Raw genomic sequence first — 15,044 nt, forward strand, 5'->3', positions numbered from 1 at the left:
GGCACAAGGCATCCGCTTCGGCATCAAGCAAGCCGTTCAATGTCTCCTCAACGCTTTGTCGCACAACCTCGGACACTTGCGATCGCAACTCCTGCTCATCTACGACGACAACCGGAACTTTCTTTTTCCCGTGCTCCTTGGTAGCTTTCATTTGTAGCCCTCATGCTGGTTTGGTGGTTGTTTGGTCATAACCAAACCTAACCGACATGAAGGGCTACTTCCATTTTGGGAATGTGCGAAAAATACCGTACGTTATCACGTGTTCTACGGTGGCACGGCAGTTACTTTAGCAATAACCTCAGTTTTAGTTCATAATTTCAAAGTGAGCCAAGTCAACGTTTTTTGCACACCAGATGAATCAGCTCTCGTACATCTTCCACCCGCCAGACCGTTGTACGCGGCCCCAGCTTGACCGGCTGCGGGTATTTGCCCTCTTTCACTCCCTGCCACCATGCCGAAGCGCTGATGCCAAGGACGTGCAGAATTTGCGGCAATCGGGCAAAGCCCTCCTGGGGCAGCGGAAGCGGGGTTTTAGTTTCTCTCGCCATAATCATTCTCCTGGTTGTTCTTGGCGAGCCTTGTCGCGCAGTGTGTCGAGGTAATCGGCCCATTCAGTCATCATACGGCGGCGCTCGGGCAGGTACTCCGCATAGTTGTATGCGGCCCGGATGCTGTTCCGCTCACTGTGGGCCAGTTGGCGTTCTATCCAATCCCGGTTGTAGCCGAGTTCATTCAGCATGGTGGAGGCCATCGCCCGGAAACCATGCTGGGTCATTTCATCTTTGGAGTAACCAGCCGCCCGGAGGGCGCGGACAAGGCTTATTCGGTTCATGGGAGTATCTTTTTCGGTGTTACCTCTGGCTGGAAAAACATAGCGCCCCTGACCGGAGAGCTTGTGTACTTCCCGCAGAATCTCCACCGCCTGACGTGCCAGAGGGATAATGTGCAGTTGCCGCATCTTCATTCTCTCCGCTGGGATGCGCCATTCGTTGGTTTCAAAGTCGATTTCCTGCCATTGCGCCAGGGCGAGTTCGCCAGGCCGGACGAACACCAGCGGGGAAAGCCGCAAGGCGCAGCGCACTGTGAATGTTCCTTTGTAGCTGTCCAGGGCCACCAGAAGCCTGCCTATGGCCTTTGGTTCCTTGACCGCCGCGAAATGCCTACTGTAGTCCATAGGGGTCAACGCGCCGCGCAGGTCGGCGGCAACATCACGTTCCGCCCGTCCAGTTGCGATAGCGTAACGGAAAATGCGCCCGCATTCGTTCAGTGCCATATGCGCCATGAAGCCCGCGCCTCTATCTTCGGCTCGACGTAAAGCCTCCAGCAACTCCGGGGCGGTAACGCTTCTGACTGGACGTTTGCCGACGGCCGGGAACACATATTTTTCCATGCGGCGCAGGATGTGATTCTTGTAGGCCGCCGTCCAGCGAACGGAATGCTTTTCCAGCCACTCCAGGGCGATTGCCTGAAAAGAGTTTTTGGCCGAAATAGCCGCAACCGCCTTGGCTTCCTGTTTGGCGGCGCTGGGGTCTATGTTGTCCACCAGAAGTTTTTTGGCCGCTTCTCGACGCTCCCGTGCTTCTTTCAAGCTGACGGCGGGATACGGCCCGATGACCAGCAGTTTTTGCTTGCCCATAAACCTGTAGCCCATGCGCCATGACTTGCCGCCTTGTGGAGTGATGTGCAGAAACAGCCCGCCGCCGTCCGAGTGCTTTTGTACTTTTCCGTTTCCTTGCTTGCGCTTTACAAAGGTATCTGTCAATTTCATAATTCACCTCCAGTGGTAAAATCTTCATAATTTCAGCTAGATTAAGGCGGAATGAGCACCCAAAACGTACCAGCAGATGTACCAGCATTGGGCACGTATTTTGGTGGTTTTCACTGGATGCGTACCCGGTCAAAATATCCGGTAATATTTTGATACTACTGGATAAATATGCCTTAAAAGACTGCCTGAAATTGAAAGTATCGTTTTCGGCCTTGTTAAGCATCTCTCTGGCTGAACTGGCGATAAAGATATGCGCCTTGTCACCGCCTTCACCGTTGGGGAACAGTTCTTTGAGCAGTTCCGCATGAGGCGTGTCCACCATTTCCTGGAACAAGTCCTTGATGGTACGGCTTTCATCCGCCAGCATGCAGGAGAGATCGTAGAGCGTGGCCGTGCGGCCCTGGCTGTGGCGGATCATGATGGCGCAATGCAGAATGGCCCCGCCGAGCATGGCAAACGCCGCCTTGCTCCAGTGATCCTCCAGGCCTTTACCGTTGGGATCAACCAGCATGGCCGCCATGTTCTGCACATCGGGAATCGCCATCATGGTGTCGATGCGCAGCTCTTCCAGCGGGTTGAAGGCGGCGGACGCTCCGGAAGGATCGGAGGGGTCAAAGCGCAGCACCACCTGATCCTGCGATTTGCGCCAGCCCGCTGTGAGCGCCCAGTTTTCACCTTTGATATCCAAGACAATGCTGGAGCCTTCCCAGGCCAGGAGCGTGGGCAGAATCAGGCCAACGCCCTTGCCGGATCGCGTGGGCGCGAAGACCATAATGTGTTCCGGGCCGTTGTGCCGCAGGTAGTGCTGCACTTCATCCGGCTTGCCCCGGAGCGAGCGCAGCAGCAGCGATACCCCCGTGTACTTTTTGAGCCAGCCGCCCACATAGACGCCCTTGCCCTCAAAGTAGCCCATGGTGCGGATTTCTTTCTCTTCCGCCCAGCGGGCCGAGCCGTGCAGGTTGGCGTTGGCCCTCAGCTTTTTCATGAAGGGCATCCAGTAAGCGATGACGATGAGTTGCGGCAGCAGGAACAGCGCCTGGCTGTGCGTTATGGCCTGCTCAATGAAACCGTAGGTATCGCTGGCGCTGAATTTCTCCTGCCAGGCGACCACTGACCAGGGCGCGTACCAGGGGAGCCCCAAGGCAACGCCCCACGGCTCGCCGAGCGCCGGGTGATAGGCGAAGTAGGCGGCTATGCGCTGGGTTGCCAGCGCCAGGCTGGCCAGGGCCAGCAAGAGCATGAACGGCAGATAGAGCCAGCGCAGATTGCTTTTTGGCGTATCCGTGCCCAAGCCGTATTTTGCGGGCATGACATTCTCCGTAAGAGGCCGTCATGCGGCGCTGGCTTGGGGCTCTTGGCCCGCAAAGAAAGCTTGATTTATTCTACCTGAATGGTTAGTCTGAATTCAGTCATAATTTTTCCCCTATGGAGGGTGTATGCAACTTCATTCAGACATCAAGCCTATTTCCTGGCTCAAGAACAACGCCAAGCAAATGGTGGAAACCGTTGCGGAAACAGGCAATCCTATGGTCATAACGCAAAACGGCGAAGCCAAAGCAGTTGTGATGAACGTCCGAGAATACGATCAGATGCAGGAGAGTCTTGCTCTGTTGCGTATGCTGGCTGATAGCTCCGCCGCTGCCGAAGCCGGGAAGCTCCATGACTCCGACGAAGTGTTTGACGACATTCGCCAAATGATAGCGGAGAAATGGAATGAGCGCGGATAAACCGTCCTGGCGGGTTAAATTCACCAGCCCAGCCAGAAAAGACATTAAGGACATTTTCTCTTACATCGCCGACAGGGATGGGCCGGACATTGCCGAAACGATACTGGAGAGATTTATTCAGGCGCGAGACAGCCTGAGCGAACTCCCTGATCGCGGGCGTATCCCTCCAGAATTGAAACGCGTTAATATCCTCTCGTACAGGGAAATCCAGGTGCGGCCTTATCGGGTTGTGTACCAAGTCACCAAGGCTATAGGGGAAGTCCATATTCATGTTGTTGCCGATGGACGCCGCAATTTTACCGAACTTTTGAAAGAACGGCTGCTCACATCTCTCACCGACGATACTGCCGAGAAATAAGCCCACTTTTTACCTCCCCGCCTTATAAGGCCGCTTAAACACCATGTCTTTGGTGACAATGACATTAAACTGGTAGCCGGGCCGGATTTCCAGCGTGGGCTTGATGTTCAGGTTCTTTTGCAGGAGCTGGAGCGTGGCCTGTCCAAGTTGCGAGGCAAGCGCCGCGCCCATTTCATCCTGGAGCGTGGGGTTGTCGCTGTCGCCGTTTCCGCTATCCAGAGAGTCCATGCTGTAGGACATGCCGCCTGTGATCATGCTCATAAGAATGGCCGAGCCGAAGATACGCAGGTAGTGGTTGTTCACCTTGTCCGTGTACCCGGCGTTGCCCGCCATATCCGAGCCGGGCATTGCGCCCAAGGTCACGGCAGAACCGTCCGGGAACACAATGCGGTTCCAGGCCACCAGAACCCGCTCCTGGCCGTAAATGACGCGGGAATCATACACGCCGAAGAGCTTTGCGCCCTGTGGAATGAGCAGGTTGCGGCCAGTGGCCGTATCAAAGACGTTCTGGGAAACCTGGGCGATGATGTTGCCGGGCAAATCGGAATTGATGCCAGTAATCATGGCTCCGGGAATGACCGCGCCGGTTTTCAACTCCAGTGGTTGTCCGGCTGTGCGGGTATGCGGCAGAATCCAGGCCGAATCCTTTTCCGCACGGGCAAAAAAGGCTTCCTTGTCCTTGTCGGCTGCGGGATCGTAGCCGTTTTCCCGCATAGCGGAGAGGTCAGGATTGAAGTTTAACCCGGCTTCCGGCCTGCGATCATCCTGCACCGCCACTCGCTGATCAGATTGGTCAGACGTGTCTGACGCTTTTTTCACGGCAATGGGCGCGGAAAGCGCCGTAAGCTGGGCTTGCGCTTTCATGCGGCGCAGGTTTTCCAGTTCCTGCCGGTACTGATCCGGCTGTTCCTGTGTTTTCTGCACCACAATCAGCGGCTCGCGCCCGCCTGCGGGTTTGGGCATATCCGGCTGGGTTATGGCCGGGGAACCGGCAGGCGGAGCCAGATTCAGGCCAGCACCTTCACCCATGAGTAAGGGCCGCTCCTCTTCTTTAATGTCCACCTTGGGAGTTGCCGCCTGTTCCCCTTCCTGGTTGTGGGCAAAGTTCACGCTATAGACCAGGATGCCGAGCAAAAAGAGCCCGGCCACAAGCACGGCATAGAGCGGCCAGCGGCTCATGCGGGCCACGTTGACCTTTTTGGTCGGCTCCAGGCTGTTGGGAGTGTTGTCGCTCATGGTTCCCCCTAATCCAGCGCGTTCATGCCCGTATCCCAGGCATGACGGACTTCTCTGGAAGCCCGGTCTATAATGGAGCGCCTGAATTCCTGCTCCGTGCGGCTCTGGCCAGCTTCGGGCTGGCCGCCCGCCGTGTAGGAACGGGCAAAGGCCTTGCCGTCCGAAAGGCGCAACTGGAGATACCAGGCGCTCTTTTCGTCCAGAGCGTCCAGGGTGTAGGCGACAACGAGTACATCAGCGGATTCCGCTGCGGCCAGGGTGAAACCCTTTGTCCGCAGGCCGCTTTCAAAGGCGGCGGCAAAATCGTTGGTTGCTTCCTTGGCCGGGAGCAGATGCAAAGAGGTATGGCCCGGAGGATACAGAACGGTCAGGCAGTCCACAGCGTCATCAGCAATGGCGGCAACCGCGCTTTTCCCCGGCAGAGGCCCGCACCAGGAACCGACCAAGCCCGGTTTGGCGCAGCCGGATGCGAACAACACGACAAAACAAAGGGAGAGAAGGACGTTACGCATTACTTGCTCCCCCTTATGATTTCCACTTTTTCCTGATCGCCGCCCACGCCAATGACCAGGGCAATGCGGTCAAAGAGGCCGTCCACAACCATGGCCGAGTCTTTGACGCGATAGTTTACAAGCACATCCTGCTTGCCTTTGCGTACCAACAGCACGGGCATTTCGCCGGAGGCGGAGTTTTCAGGCAGGCGGATAAAGGTTTGCCGCCCGTCATCATAGACGCGCTCCGGCTTCCATTTCGCCTTGCCCTTGACCTCATAATTGAAGTTCAGAGCGGACAGATCCGTGGTTCTGCCGTCCACGGTGGTGGAGTTCCACTCCTGTTCCTTGGCATCCCTGGCCTGCCTCCAGGCGGCCTGTTGCTTCAGGCTTTCCGAGTAGAGAAATCCAACATAGGGCGTATGTCCCGAACGCTGGGACACAAGGCGCAGGTGGTACACGCGGCGGTCAGTGGTCACGACAGCAGAGGTTTCCAGACCGGAATCCACCGGTTTTATGAACAGGTGCGCCGTAGCGCCAACGCCGGAGCCTACAGAGCCGGAATCCACCATCCAGCGGGAAGAATCGCCGACCACAATTTCATGCACGGTTTCACCGGCCTGCAATTCCACATCGCAGACCTGCATGGGCGCGGCCACAATAGTGGGCAGGCTCGCGCCATGCACATAAACCACCTTGCCGCCGCCAGTGAGAACCGGTTCAACGCTCTGACGCGACCAGTTGCCGGAAAGACGCAGCGCCTTCTTTTCCTTGTCGGTCAGGGGCACAACCGTGGGGTTGAGATAGTCAATTTCCGGCATGGCAGCCGGGGCCGAAGCATCAAGCGGCGGCGGATAACCGGGCGGAACCGGCGAAGCAGCGAAAGCCGAAGACGCAAAGAGCGTAAAGACGCAGACGAGTAAGAATATCTTTTTCATGGAATACCTCATTCCTGATTGTTTTGGGGTTTGACCGGAGCCGTCGCGCCAACGACTTTTCCGGCAGACAACGAAGTGATGTAGACGCCGCCGGGGTTGCGCAGAATCACCGCGTCCACGGTGGGCGGGTTGATCTGGATCGTTACCGTGGCTTCATAGGTATGGGCGTCCAGCAGAACACCTGCATGGCTGCGCACGGTTTCAACCCATTCCACCCGGTAGGAATCGGAGCTGACCGGCAGGGGCAGGCCTTTGATCTCCACATGCACGAGCTTGCCGGTCTTGGCGATTTCATAGGGGTTGTTGGCCTCGTACCACTCGCGCAGAACGCCCTTGGCGCTTCCAGCCATGAAGAAGGACAGGCGCTCAATCATTTTCTGCTGGAGTTCCACATCCGCCGTGACCGTGCGCCAGGAGCTGATGCAGGCGGCGATCTCCGCCTGAACAAGGCGTTGCGGCGTGGCGCTGGCCTTGTCGGCCCGCGCGACCACGGAAGACTTGCCCAGCTTGTCCACTTCGATGATGTAGGGCACGGTTTTCACCTGGCTGGCCTGAATCACGTTGCCGGTAATGGAAATTGCCGTGAGCAGCAGACAGAGAAAGGCGACCATGCGCCATTGCGCGGCCCGGCTGATGTAGGAACCGTACCGCTCCAGCCATTCTTCCCGGCCATTGAGATACGGGTTGCCGTTGCCGGAGGGCTCCGGGGCATGGCCCGTGAGTTTTGATTTGAAAAGAGACATTATTACCACCTATGATTGATCGTTTTTGTTCATGCGGGCTCGCTCCAGGCGTTCCTGCATTTCAGAGCGTGTCCGGGTGCTGAGAGATTTTTCGCCGGATGTTTTGGCATCCTGGCGGGCTCCCCAGAGAGATTTCGCCACGCCCACGGCTCCCGTGCCTTCCATTCCGGCCACCTTGGCGGCGTCTTTGACGTTCTGAATGGTGTTGTTCCCGGCCACCATCGCGCCGACTGCCCCGCCAGCCACAGCGGCGGCGGAAGCGGTCATTGCCGCGCCGCTGGAAACGTGCGAGCCGTTGATGATGCCCGCGCACACGTCCGGCAGAGATTTGACCAGGGCCAGCAGCACGACAGACGCGCCGATCACCACAAAGATGTCCTGAAGCTCCGCCGTAGATGTGGAAAAGCCTTCAATAAAGGCAATGCCCACGCCCAGGACGAGCTGCATCACGAAGAGTTTGAAGGCCACGGCCAGCACATAGCGAATGGCGTTGACGGCGTAATCCTTGAGAAAGGAGCTGCCGCCAAAGGCCACCAGAATCAGCGCCGCCGCCATGGCAACCATGGCTTCGCATTTGATGAAGACCACCTGCGCGGAAATGAGCGCGAAACACACGATGATCACCAGCGCAGCGATGAGCAGCGCAATGGAGTTGCCCGGCGACCAGATGGAGAGTTTGTCCAGCACCAGTTTCACAAGCTGCATGCCAGTAAGAAACGGCGATTCCGAGGAATACCCGCCCGGTGTCAGCTCCCTGCCGATGCTGCCGAGCCCGTTGATCAGGTTCCAGGCCCATTCATGGTAGTAGTTGATGACGGCCATGAAGAACCCGGCCATGAGCAGGAGCATGACGAACTGTTTGAAGATGTCAGGAATTTGGTCGCGGTTGAGCGCCGCCTTGATGCCCAGAAAACACACTTCCAGAGTTACCAGCCAGCGGAACACAATCAGGGCGTAGCGCTTGAGCGTCGGCTCCCAGGTACTTGTTTTGTTGTAGAATTCCCGCACCAGCTTGGACACGAAATCTTCGTCAGCGGCAAAGGCCTGCTCCGGGAGAAGCAGGAGAGCCAGAACCGGGAGGCACAGCACGGCCAGAAAAAGAAGGTTCTTTTTCATGGCAGCCGCCTAAAAAGGATCGGGCTTGGCTTTGGCCTTGCCGATCCGATCTGTTTTGATAGTTTCGCGCCAGGCTTCCTCGGACATCTGGCTTTCTTTTTCCGACTTCATCTGGCTGGCAAGCTGCGACTGCACCTGTGTGGCCATGAGTTCCCGCAGTTGGCGGGCCTCCTGCACCTGAAGCGCGGAAAGCTGATTCCCCGCCATAATGGCTTTTTGCTGGCCGTCCGGCGTGGAAAGCAGCTCGTCAATATAGCGCTGGAATTTCTCAGGATTTCGTTGCAAATCGTCAAGTTGCTGGCCGGAGAGCTGGAAGGTGGCCTGGGAGGCCTGATCCACAGACTCCGCCCATTTGTCCCATTCCTGGCGGTAAATGCGGTTGGCTTCTTCCACCTGCTCCGGGCTGGCTCCGGCCAGAGAGCCGAAGAGCGTCTGCTCCGGGAACAGCGTTGTAAAAATCTCGCCAAGGGCAACAATGTCACCGCGTTGCGTTTTGAGTGTACTGGAGAGGTGCGCCAGGCGCGTCAGGCTGTTTTTCAGCTCATTGACCAGGTTGGCCGGGAGTTTGGCCGTGTTCTGGAGCATGTTTTCGTACTGCTCAATGTTCTGCCGCACCATGTTGATCTGCTGGCGCGTCTGCTCCACGGCTTCTTGGTATTGCTTGAGGGCGTTGGAAAGTTGCTCCACATTGGTTATGCGATCCAGGAGTTGAATCAGGTTGGTACTGCAATTGGTGCAGGTGACAGTGAACGCATGGGCGGGCGTGGCGAACATAACCAGCACGGCCAGGCTCAAAAGGTATTTTTTCATACGGGTATTCCTATTAAGAGCCGGGAGGCCGAAGCCTCCCGGCGTTCGGGTTACGCAGCGCCGCGCTCGCGCAGCCAGGCTTCCTGCCAGGCGTCCGGGCCATGTTCCACGGCCAGTTCACGAATGCGGGCAATGCTTTCCTTGTCAGACGCGCCCACAAAGGCCAGCGCCTTGGGTCGCAAGGCGAGCTGTACCTTTCGCCGCCCCTGCGGACTGACAATGTAGTAGTCCTGCTTGGGAGTGCTGGTTTTCAGGATGTTGATCTGTTTGTCGTTAAGGCCCATGCCCGTGTAGAGTTCCTTTTGCCCGGACTCTTCGGCGCTGCCGTTGGGCAAAAAGATTTTCGTCGGGCAGGACTCGGTGAGTACGTCCAGAATGCCGGAGTTTTTGGCGTCGGAAAGGCTTTGCGTGGCCAGAATCACCGCGCAGTTGGCTTTACGCATGACCTTCAGCCATTCCCGAATCTTGGCCCGGAACACCGGGTGCCCCAGCATAATCCAGGCTTCATCCAGCACCAGGATCGTGGGCGATCCGTCCAGCGCCTTTTCAATGCGCCGGAACAGATATGTCAGCACCGGCACCAGGTTTTTGTCGCCCAGGATCATCAGGTCTTCGATTTCAAAGACCATGAAGCGGGAGAGGTTCAGGTTGTCCGTGTCGGCGTCCAGCAACCGCCCCATGGCCCCCTGCACTGTGTAATGTTGGATCGCCTCCTTGATCTCTCTGTCCTGCACCACATGGTAGAAACTGGTCAGGGAGCGCAGATGCGACGGGTTTGCGGCCAGTGTTTGCATGGCCGTATGAATGGCGTTGCGGTGGCTGGGCATGACCGTGAACTGCTGCAAGTCCATGAGGGACGCGATCCATTCCTCCGCCCAGGCGCGTTCCTCTTCCGAGTCGATGCGCTGGAGCGGCGCGAAAGCCAGCTTGTCCGCATTACCGATATTGTAGTGATCGCCGCCCGCGCCGAAGCAGAGCGGAAACAGGCTCATGCCCTTGTCAAAGGCGAAGATGCGGGCGTTTTCGTAGCAGCGGAATTGCGCCGCGATGAAGGCCAGCAAAGTGGATTTGCCCGCGCCGGTAGGCCCGAAAATGAGCGTATGCCCCAAGTCTCCGGCGTGGATGTTGAACCAGAACGGCGTGGAATTGTCCGTCATCAGCACGGCCAGCGGCCTGGAGTTGGGCGGGTAAAACGGGCAGGGATTGACCGGAGAGCCTGTCCATACCGAAGAAAGTGGCAGGAGATCCGCCATATTTAGCGTGTTGACCATGGGACGCCGCAAATTGGCGTAGCTGTTGGCCGGGTGCGTACCGAGCCAGGCCTCCAGGGCGTTCACAGACTCGATACGGCAGCCGAAACCCAGCGTCTGCACCGTGCGGCGCAAGTCCCTGGCCCAATCCTGCAAGCGTTCCGGGTCTTCGTGCATCAGGACAATGCACGAAGTCAGGTAGCCCGCGCTGACGTAACCGCCTTGCACTTCCGTGAGCGCATTTTCCGCGTCCTCTGCCATGAGCAGCGCATCGCGGTTGGCGCGGGCGTTGGGGTTGTTGAAGAACTGATCCAGGAAGCGGTAAACCTGTTGCCGCCAGCCCTTGCGGTAGGAATTGATTTCCTTGGCCGCGTCATACTGATCCAGACAAATGAAGCGGCTGGAGAAACGGTACTCCAGGGCCAGGGCGTCCAGATCCCGGAGCATGGCCGGGTAGGACTCCTGCGGCAGCCCGTCCAGCGACAAGACCGTGAGATACTGCTCACCCAGGCGCGGCATGATGCCGCCCACCAGGTTTTCGCTCCCCAAGAGCGCATCCAGGTACATGGGCGTTTTGGGCACCCGCATGGGCTGGAGTTCCCCGGAAACGCAATGCTGAATGTGCGAGAGCAGATCCGACTGGAGCCAATCCTCACCGTCACTGTCGGGTATGGAATATTCCAGCAGCCGATCCATATAGAGGACGGCGGAGAGCGCGTCTTCCAGTTCTTCTAGCATGTTCTGGAAGTAGACCAGCGCCTTTTCCAAAGCGCCTGCCGTGGCCACGCCCGCCTGAGCTTTCCCTGCGAGCTTGGCGGCCTGGAAGTTCGGTTTATAGGTGACGGTCATAATGGCGCTGGTGCTGAAACAACGGTTGCCGCTGAAAAACTCTCGCCGTTCATCATCAATGATCTGCGTCACCGGATCGGGGAAATGCCCTTTCTCCGGCGCGGGGTAAGCCTTGTGCGAACTGCGAATGGCATCCATGTGCAGCATCCAGCCGCTTCCAAGGAGCTTCACAGCGTTGTTGAAGCGACTGGAAACGTCCGCCACCGCGTTTTCCGTGGAACTGGCCGTATCCTGGCCGCGCACTTCCCAGCCCGCCATGAACGAGCCGTCCTTGTTCAGGATCACGCCGGGCTCCACCAGCCCGGCATAGGGCAGCAGATCCGGCAGGCCTTTGGTTTTGGTGCGGTAGTCGATGAGCTTCAGCATTTGAAACCCCCGACTGCCCGCCACCGGCCAGACCTCGCCGGGTAGAATTCTTGTTGCTTGACGTGCCGCAGCCACACCCGGCTCATAATCGGATCAGCCTTGGCCATACGCCGGAGCGCAAAAACCGACAGAACCCAAAAGCCAATGGCCGACACAATGGAAACCGCCGTGAGCCCGCCCACGCCCACCAGGAGCGCGATCAGGGCGCTGGTCATAACCAGTTCCCGTTCCGCGCCGAGCACATGGGCATGTCGGTGCAGGGATTGGTGAATGGGGAGGAATCGCCTCATATCACCGCCCCGGAGAAGGAAAACACCGAGTTCACGATGCTGGCGGCAAAGGCGATGAAGGAAATCCCGAAGACCACGGAAAGCAGCAGCTTGAAACCGCCGCTGATATCATCTTTGTTCATAATAAAGATGACGCCGCAGAGGGCCATGGCCACAATGGAGATCCATTTACCAGCCGGGCCGGTAATGGTGTTCACCACCCGCTCCAGCGGGCTGGAAAACTCGGTGATGCCGCCGGATGCAGCGGCAATATCGGGAAAGCAGAGGCAGAGAGCCATCAGGCCGAGAACGGCCAGCGGCTTCAGGAGGGACTTAGCGTTGGGAGGAAGGGTTTTCGCGTTCATAACGATCTCCATTATGGAGGCCGTCATGCGGCGCGAGGTTGGGGCACGAGGCCCGCAGGTGTAAGCGGGTTTTGCAGCGCGGGCATTGAAGCTCGATTTCTCCGGCTTCAAGCTGGCCACGCGCCAGCAGGCGGTTGCAGTGACCGCAACGGTATTCCGGCGCGGTTTTCACGGGCGCTTTCATGCGGCCTCACCGTCCTTATGCGGCGTCCGCCGTGTAGAGCGTTTCCGTTTCATAAAAGTCCTCCTTATGGTTGAATTTGTTGACTTTGACGATGCTGGAAATACGCCGCCGATTGTCCGGCGTCTTTTCCATATACACAGCCAGATCCACAGCCCGCCCGATGAGCTTTTGCTTGGGGCCGAGTCCGGCTTCTTCCACCAGTTCTTCCAGGCGCGGCAAGGCTTCCTCCGCGCTGTCCGCGTGAAAGGTGCTGACTCCGCCCGGATGCCCGGTGTTCCAGAGCTTCAGCATCTCCAGGGCTGCGGAGTCCCGCACTTCGCCCACCAATATTCGCTTGGGAGCGTAACGCATGCTGACCTTGGCCAGCTTGCGCATGTCCACTTCGGCAAGCACGGACGTGCGCAAGAACACCGTGTTGGGACTTTGAGATTGCAGCTCCGCCGTGTCCTCCAGGATAAGCAGGCGGTGGGAAGGCGTGAGCCGGAAAATGGCGTCAATAACCGCGTTGACGAAGGTGGTTTTGCCGGAAGACGTACCGCCGACCACAACAATATTCAGACGGCGGCGCACCGCGTCTTCAATTATCTCGATAGCCCGCGTGGTAATGGAGCCTGCGGCGGCGTATTCCTCCAGGGTGAAAACGCGGCTGGCCTTTTTGCGGAGCGAGAGGGACGGCCCCGGCCCGACAATGGGCGGGAACGTGCCTTCAAAGCGCGAACCGTCCAGGGGGAATTCACCTTCAACAATGGGGTTTTTTTCATTGACCGTGAGGTTCAGGCCGCTGGCCACCTGCGAAAGTATCAGCCGACCTTGCGCCACCGGGATTTCTCCGATGGGCTCATGATCCTGACCGTACTTCTCGATCCAGAGCGAGCCGTCCGGGTTGAGCATGATCTCGATCACCTCCGGGTTTTCCAGGGCATCCATGAAGAGCGGCCCGCAAGAATGGCGCAGGCCTTCCAAAAGGCGCGGATCGTCACAAGGGCGCATCAGCATCAGCGCAGCCCTCCCAGCACGAACACCGCCACATTGAGCAGCGCCGACACGCCCACAATGGCGGCGAGCCAGGCCGTGCTGTTCTTGAAGGCCTGAAGCCGGGCCGCGTGATCGTCAAAGACCTTGCGGATACCTTGTACCGAGGCGGAGGAAAGACTGTCCGTGAGTTGGGCAATGCCTTCCTGGACGCCGGAAACATAGGCATCCGTTTTCTCGGTCATGAACTTGCCGAGGCCCTCCTGATGTTTGTCCTGAAGTTTTTCCACTTCGCGCAGGTGGGCATTGAGTATGGTTACGACCATAAGAATAGGATCGGCTTTGTCCACAACGGTTTCATGCGTGTGCGCGAGAAGCGCCCTCACCTGCTCAAGGGGCATCCCGATGCCGTCCGGCAGCAGGTTTTTGTCCTCAAGCTTGGCGGCGAGTTCCTTCACCTCTTTCTGATATGCAGCGTCAGACATGGTTCCCCCTATGCGATGGCAGCCAGTTCCACTACGGACACAAGCTCGTTCCAGTACCGAGTCAGGCGCGAGCGCATGACTATGGACAGGCTGGAGTTGATGCCCGTGGCGAAGCTCTGGCGCTTGGCGAACAGCATTTCCAGATCCTTGCCCAGCGTGGCCTTGTTGCCTTGGGGGATGGTGATGACGGCGTGAAACTGCCCGCCGAACTCCTTGTAAACCTTGAATTCTTCAAAGGGCCGGTCGTCCATGCGGATTTCCCCGAAATAGGGATTGAGCCAGACCACAATGGGAGATTCGGGAAAGCCGAGGGCCAGAGAGCGCAGGCCAAGGGCGGTATCGGCCACGGCCTGGCCGCCCGTGATCACGCTGTGGAAATAGACGCTGTGCCCGCTGTCCGTGAGGATGCCCAGCACGTCATTTTCCTTGATGTAGCTGTTCAGCGCCAGAAAAGAGGACGCGCCGTTGTCCACAATGACATGCGTTTCCGGCGGCAGCGCGGCGATGGCGTTGATCAGGCCGTCAAACTCGCGCGGGTCAATGTCGCCGTCTTTCAGGATGTCCAGGCGCGTGACCTCAAATTCCTTGAACCCGGCCAGCGTGGAATTTACCGGGTCGGTGTCAAAGGCCATGACCTCTTTGCCCAAGTGGCGCAGCACCTGGTACAGGATAACGGCGATCATGGATTTGCCCACGCCGCCCTTGCCCTGCTGAATGAAATGAATAGTTGCCATAGTTGTTGTTCCTTTTGGTTAAATGGCTTCGTCGGGATTCATGTCCCGTGGATCGGGAAACTTGCCGCTGGCCGGAGTGATATGGCGCGGCTCGGCAGAACGAACTGGCGGAGCAGGCGCGACTTTGGCCGGAGGCGCGGGCGGCGCTTCTCCGGGTCTGTGCTTGTCCAGAGAAAGGCGACGCATGTGGTAGCAGAATGCACCGTAGGACATGGTGATTTTGCCTTCCTGCTTCAAACGCCGGTGAATCTGAGAATGTTTCCAGCTTTTCTGAAGAAATTCCTTGATCGCATCCAGACAAGCCACAAACTCGATCCCAGCCATATTGTTCGGTAAGCGTTCCTGCTCAGACGCCATAGCCGCTTCCTTTTCTCCCACATCCT

The 15,044-nt window shown here is 57.9% G+C and carries 18 protein-coding genes and 2 pseudogenes; 2 read left to right on the forward strand and 18 right to left on the reverse strand.

The genetic code is table 11. The features are described 5' to 3' along the window. From V6C16_RS14910 to V6C16_RS00630, 4 genes and pseudogenes are all read right to left on the reverse strand, one after another. A pseudogene (locus tag V6C16_RS14910) lies at positions 1-151 on the reverse strand (IS256 family transposase); the annotation flags it as partial. A gap of 181 nt (positions 152-332) precedes the next feature. Continuing rightward, positions 333-548: a helix-turn-helix transcriptional regulator gene (locus tag V6C16_RS00615; protein ID WP_333535848.1), complete on the reverse strand. Its 216-nt coding sequence runs from the start codon at positions 546-548 to the stop codon at positions 333-335. A gap of 2 nt (positions 549-550) precedes the next feature. Next, a complete protein-coding gene (locus tag V6C16_RS14915; protein WP_442886162.1) occupies positions 551-1,768 on the reverse strand; it encodes a tyrosine-type recombinase/integrase in 1,218 nt (405 codons plus the stop codon). A 331-nt stretch (positions 1,769-2,099) separates the two neighbouring features. After that, positions 2,100-3,077 (reverse strand): annotated as a pseudogene (locus V6C16_RS00630) (type IV secretory system conjugative DNA transfer family protein); the annotation flags it as partial. A gap of 127 nt (positions 3,078-3,204) precedes the next feature. On the opposite strand from V6C16_RS00630, the gene V6C16_RS00635 reads away from it, so the two are divergent. Then, positions 3,205-3,495, forward strand: coding sequence for a type II toxin-antitoxin system Phd/YefM family antitoxin (locus V6C16_RS00635; RefSeq protein WP_333535847.1), 291 nt, complete (start codon positions 3,205-3,207; stop codon positions 3,493-3,495). Next, positions 3,482-3,853: a type II toxin-antitoxin system RelE/ParE family toxin gene (locus V6C16_RS00640; protein ID WP_333535845.1), complete on the forward strand. Its 372-nt coding sequence runs from the start codon at positions 3,482-3,484 to the stop codon at positions 3,851-3,853. Before V6C16_RS00635 ends, V6C16_RS00640 begins: the two co-directional genes overlap by 14 nt. Before the next feature lie 9 nt (positions 3,854-3,862). Here the strand turns inward: V6C16_RS00640 and V6C16_RS00645 are convergent, their stop codons facing one another. The 14 genes from V6C16_RS00645 to V6C16_RS00710 are packed head-to-tail and all read right to left on the reverse strand — an operon-like array spanning position 3,863 to position 15,018. After that, positions 3,863-5,089, reverse strand: coding sequence for a TrbI/VirB10 family protein (locus tag V6C16_RS00645; protein WP_333535844.1), 1,227 nt, complete (start codon positions 5,087-5,089; stop codon positions 3,863-3,865). 8 nt (positions 5,090-5,097) lie between these two features. After that, the gene (locus tag V6C16_RS00650) at positions 5,098-5,601 is read right to left on the reverse strand and encodes a hypothetical protein (RefSeq protein WP_333535843.1); all 504 of its coding nucleotides are present in this window, start codon (positions 5,599-5,601) and stop codon (positions 5,098-5,100) included. Beyond that, positions 5,601-6,518, reverse strand: a complete 918-nt coding sequence (trbG, locus tag V6C16_RS00655; RefSeq protein ID WP_333535842.1) for a P-type conjugative transfer protein TrbG — start codon at positions 6,516-6,518, stop codon at positions 5,601-5,603. Before trbG ends, V6C16_RS00650 begins: the two co-directional genes overlap by 1 nt. 8 nt (positions 6,519-6,526) lie before the next feature. Beyond that, on the reverse strand, positions 6,527-7,261 hold the full coding sequence (locus V6C16_RS00660) for a type IV secretion system protein (protein ID WP_333535841.1): 735 nt from the start codon (positions 7,259-7,261) through the stop codon (positions 6,527-6,529). Positions 7,262-7,270: 9 nt separating this feature from the next. Next, positions 7,271-8,377, reverse strand: a complete 1,107-nt coding sequence (gene trbL, locus V6C16_RS00665) for a P-type conjugative transfer protein TrbL (protein WP_333542716.1) — start codon at positions 8,375-8,377, stop codon at positions 7,271-7,273. A gap of 9 nt (positions 8,378-8,386) precedes the next feature. After that, entirely contained in the window at positions 8,387-9,187 is an 801-nt protein-coding gene (gene trbJ, locus V6C16_RS00670) for a P-type conjugative transfer protein TrbJ (protein ID WP_333536262.1), read from the reverse strand. A gap of 50 nt (positions 9,188-9,237) precedes the next feature. After that, positions 9,238-11,652 carry a TraG/VirB4 family ATPase gene (locus V6C16_RS00675; protein WP_333536263.1) on the reverse strand — a complete coding sequence of 805 codons (2,415 nt, stop codon included), beginning with the start codon at positions 11,650-11,652 and terminating at the stop codon, positions 9,238-9,240. Further along, entirely contained in the window at positions 11,646-11,942 is a 297-nt protein-coding gene (gene trbD / locus V6C16_RS00680) for a conjugal transfer protein TrbD (protein ID WP_333536265.1), read from the reverse strand. The genes V6C16_RS00675 and trbD overlap by 7 nt, the downstream gene beginning before the upstream one ends. Continuing rightward, positions 11,939-12,313 carry a TrbC/VirB2 family protein gene (locus V6C16_RS00685; RefSeq protein ID WP_333542717.1) on the reverse strand — a complete coding sequence of 125 codons (375 nt, stop codon included), beginning with the start codon at positions 12,311-12,313 and terminating at the stop codon, positions 11,939-11,941. Before V6C16_RS00685 ends, trbD begins: the two co-directional genes overlap by 4 nt. Next, positions 12,255-12,470, reverse strand: coding sequence for a Com family DNA-binding transcriptional regulator (locus tag V6C16_RS00690; RefSeq protein WP_333536267.1), 216 nt, complete (start codon positions 12,468-12,470; stop codon positions 12,255-12,257). The genes V6C16_RS00685 and V6C16_RS00690 overlap by 59 nt, the downstream gene beginning before the upstream one ends. Positions 12,471-12,485: 15 nt before the next feature. Continuing rightward, entirely contained in the window at positions 12,486-13,466 is a 981-nt protein-coding gene (gene trbB / locus V6C16_RS00695) for a P-type conjugative transfer ATPase TrbB (RefSeq protein WP_333536268.1), read from the reverse strand. After that, positions 13,466-13,927, reverse strand: coding sequence for a hypothetical protein (locus V6C16_RS00700; protein WP_333536269.1), 462 nt, complete (start codon positions 13,925-13,927; stop codon positions 13,466-13,468). Before V6C16_RS00700 ends, trbB begins: the two co-directional genes overlap by 1 nt. 8 nt (positions 13,928-13,935) lie before the next feature. Further along, on the reverse strand, positions 13,936-14,661 hold the full coding sequence (locus tag V6C16_RS00705) for a nucleotide-binding protein (protein ID WP_333536270.1): 726 nt from the start codon (positions 14,659-14,661) through the stop codon (positions 13,936-13,938). Between the two features lie 18 nt (positions 14,662-14,679). Further along, complete coding sequence (locus V6C16_RS00710) at positions 14,680-15,018, reverse strand: hypothetical protein (RefSeq protein ID WP_333536271.1); 339 nt, start codon at positions 15,016-15,018, stop codon at positions 14,680-14,682. Positions 15,019-15,044 lie beyond the last annotated feature (26 nt).

Source organism: Desulfovibrio sp. 1188_IL3213, from assembly GCF_036763145.1.
Taxonomy (GTDB): Bacteria; Desulfobacterota; Desulfovibrionia; order Desulfovibrionales; family Desulfovibrionaceae; genus Desulfovibrio.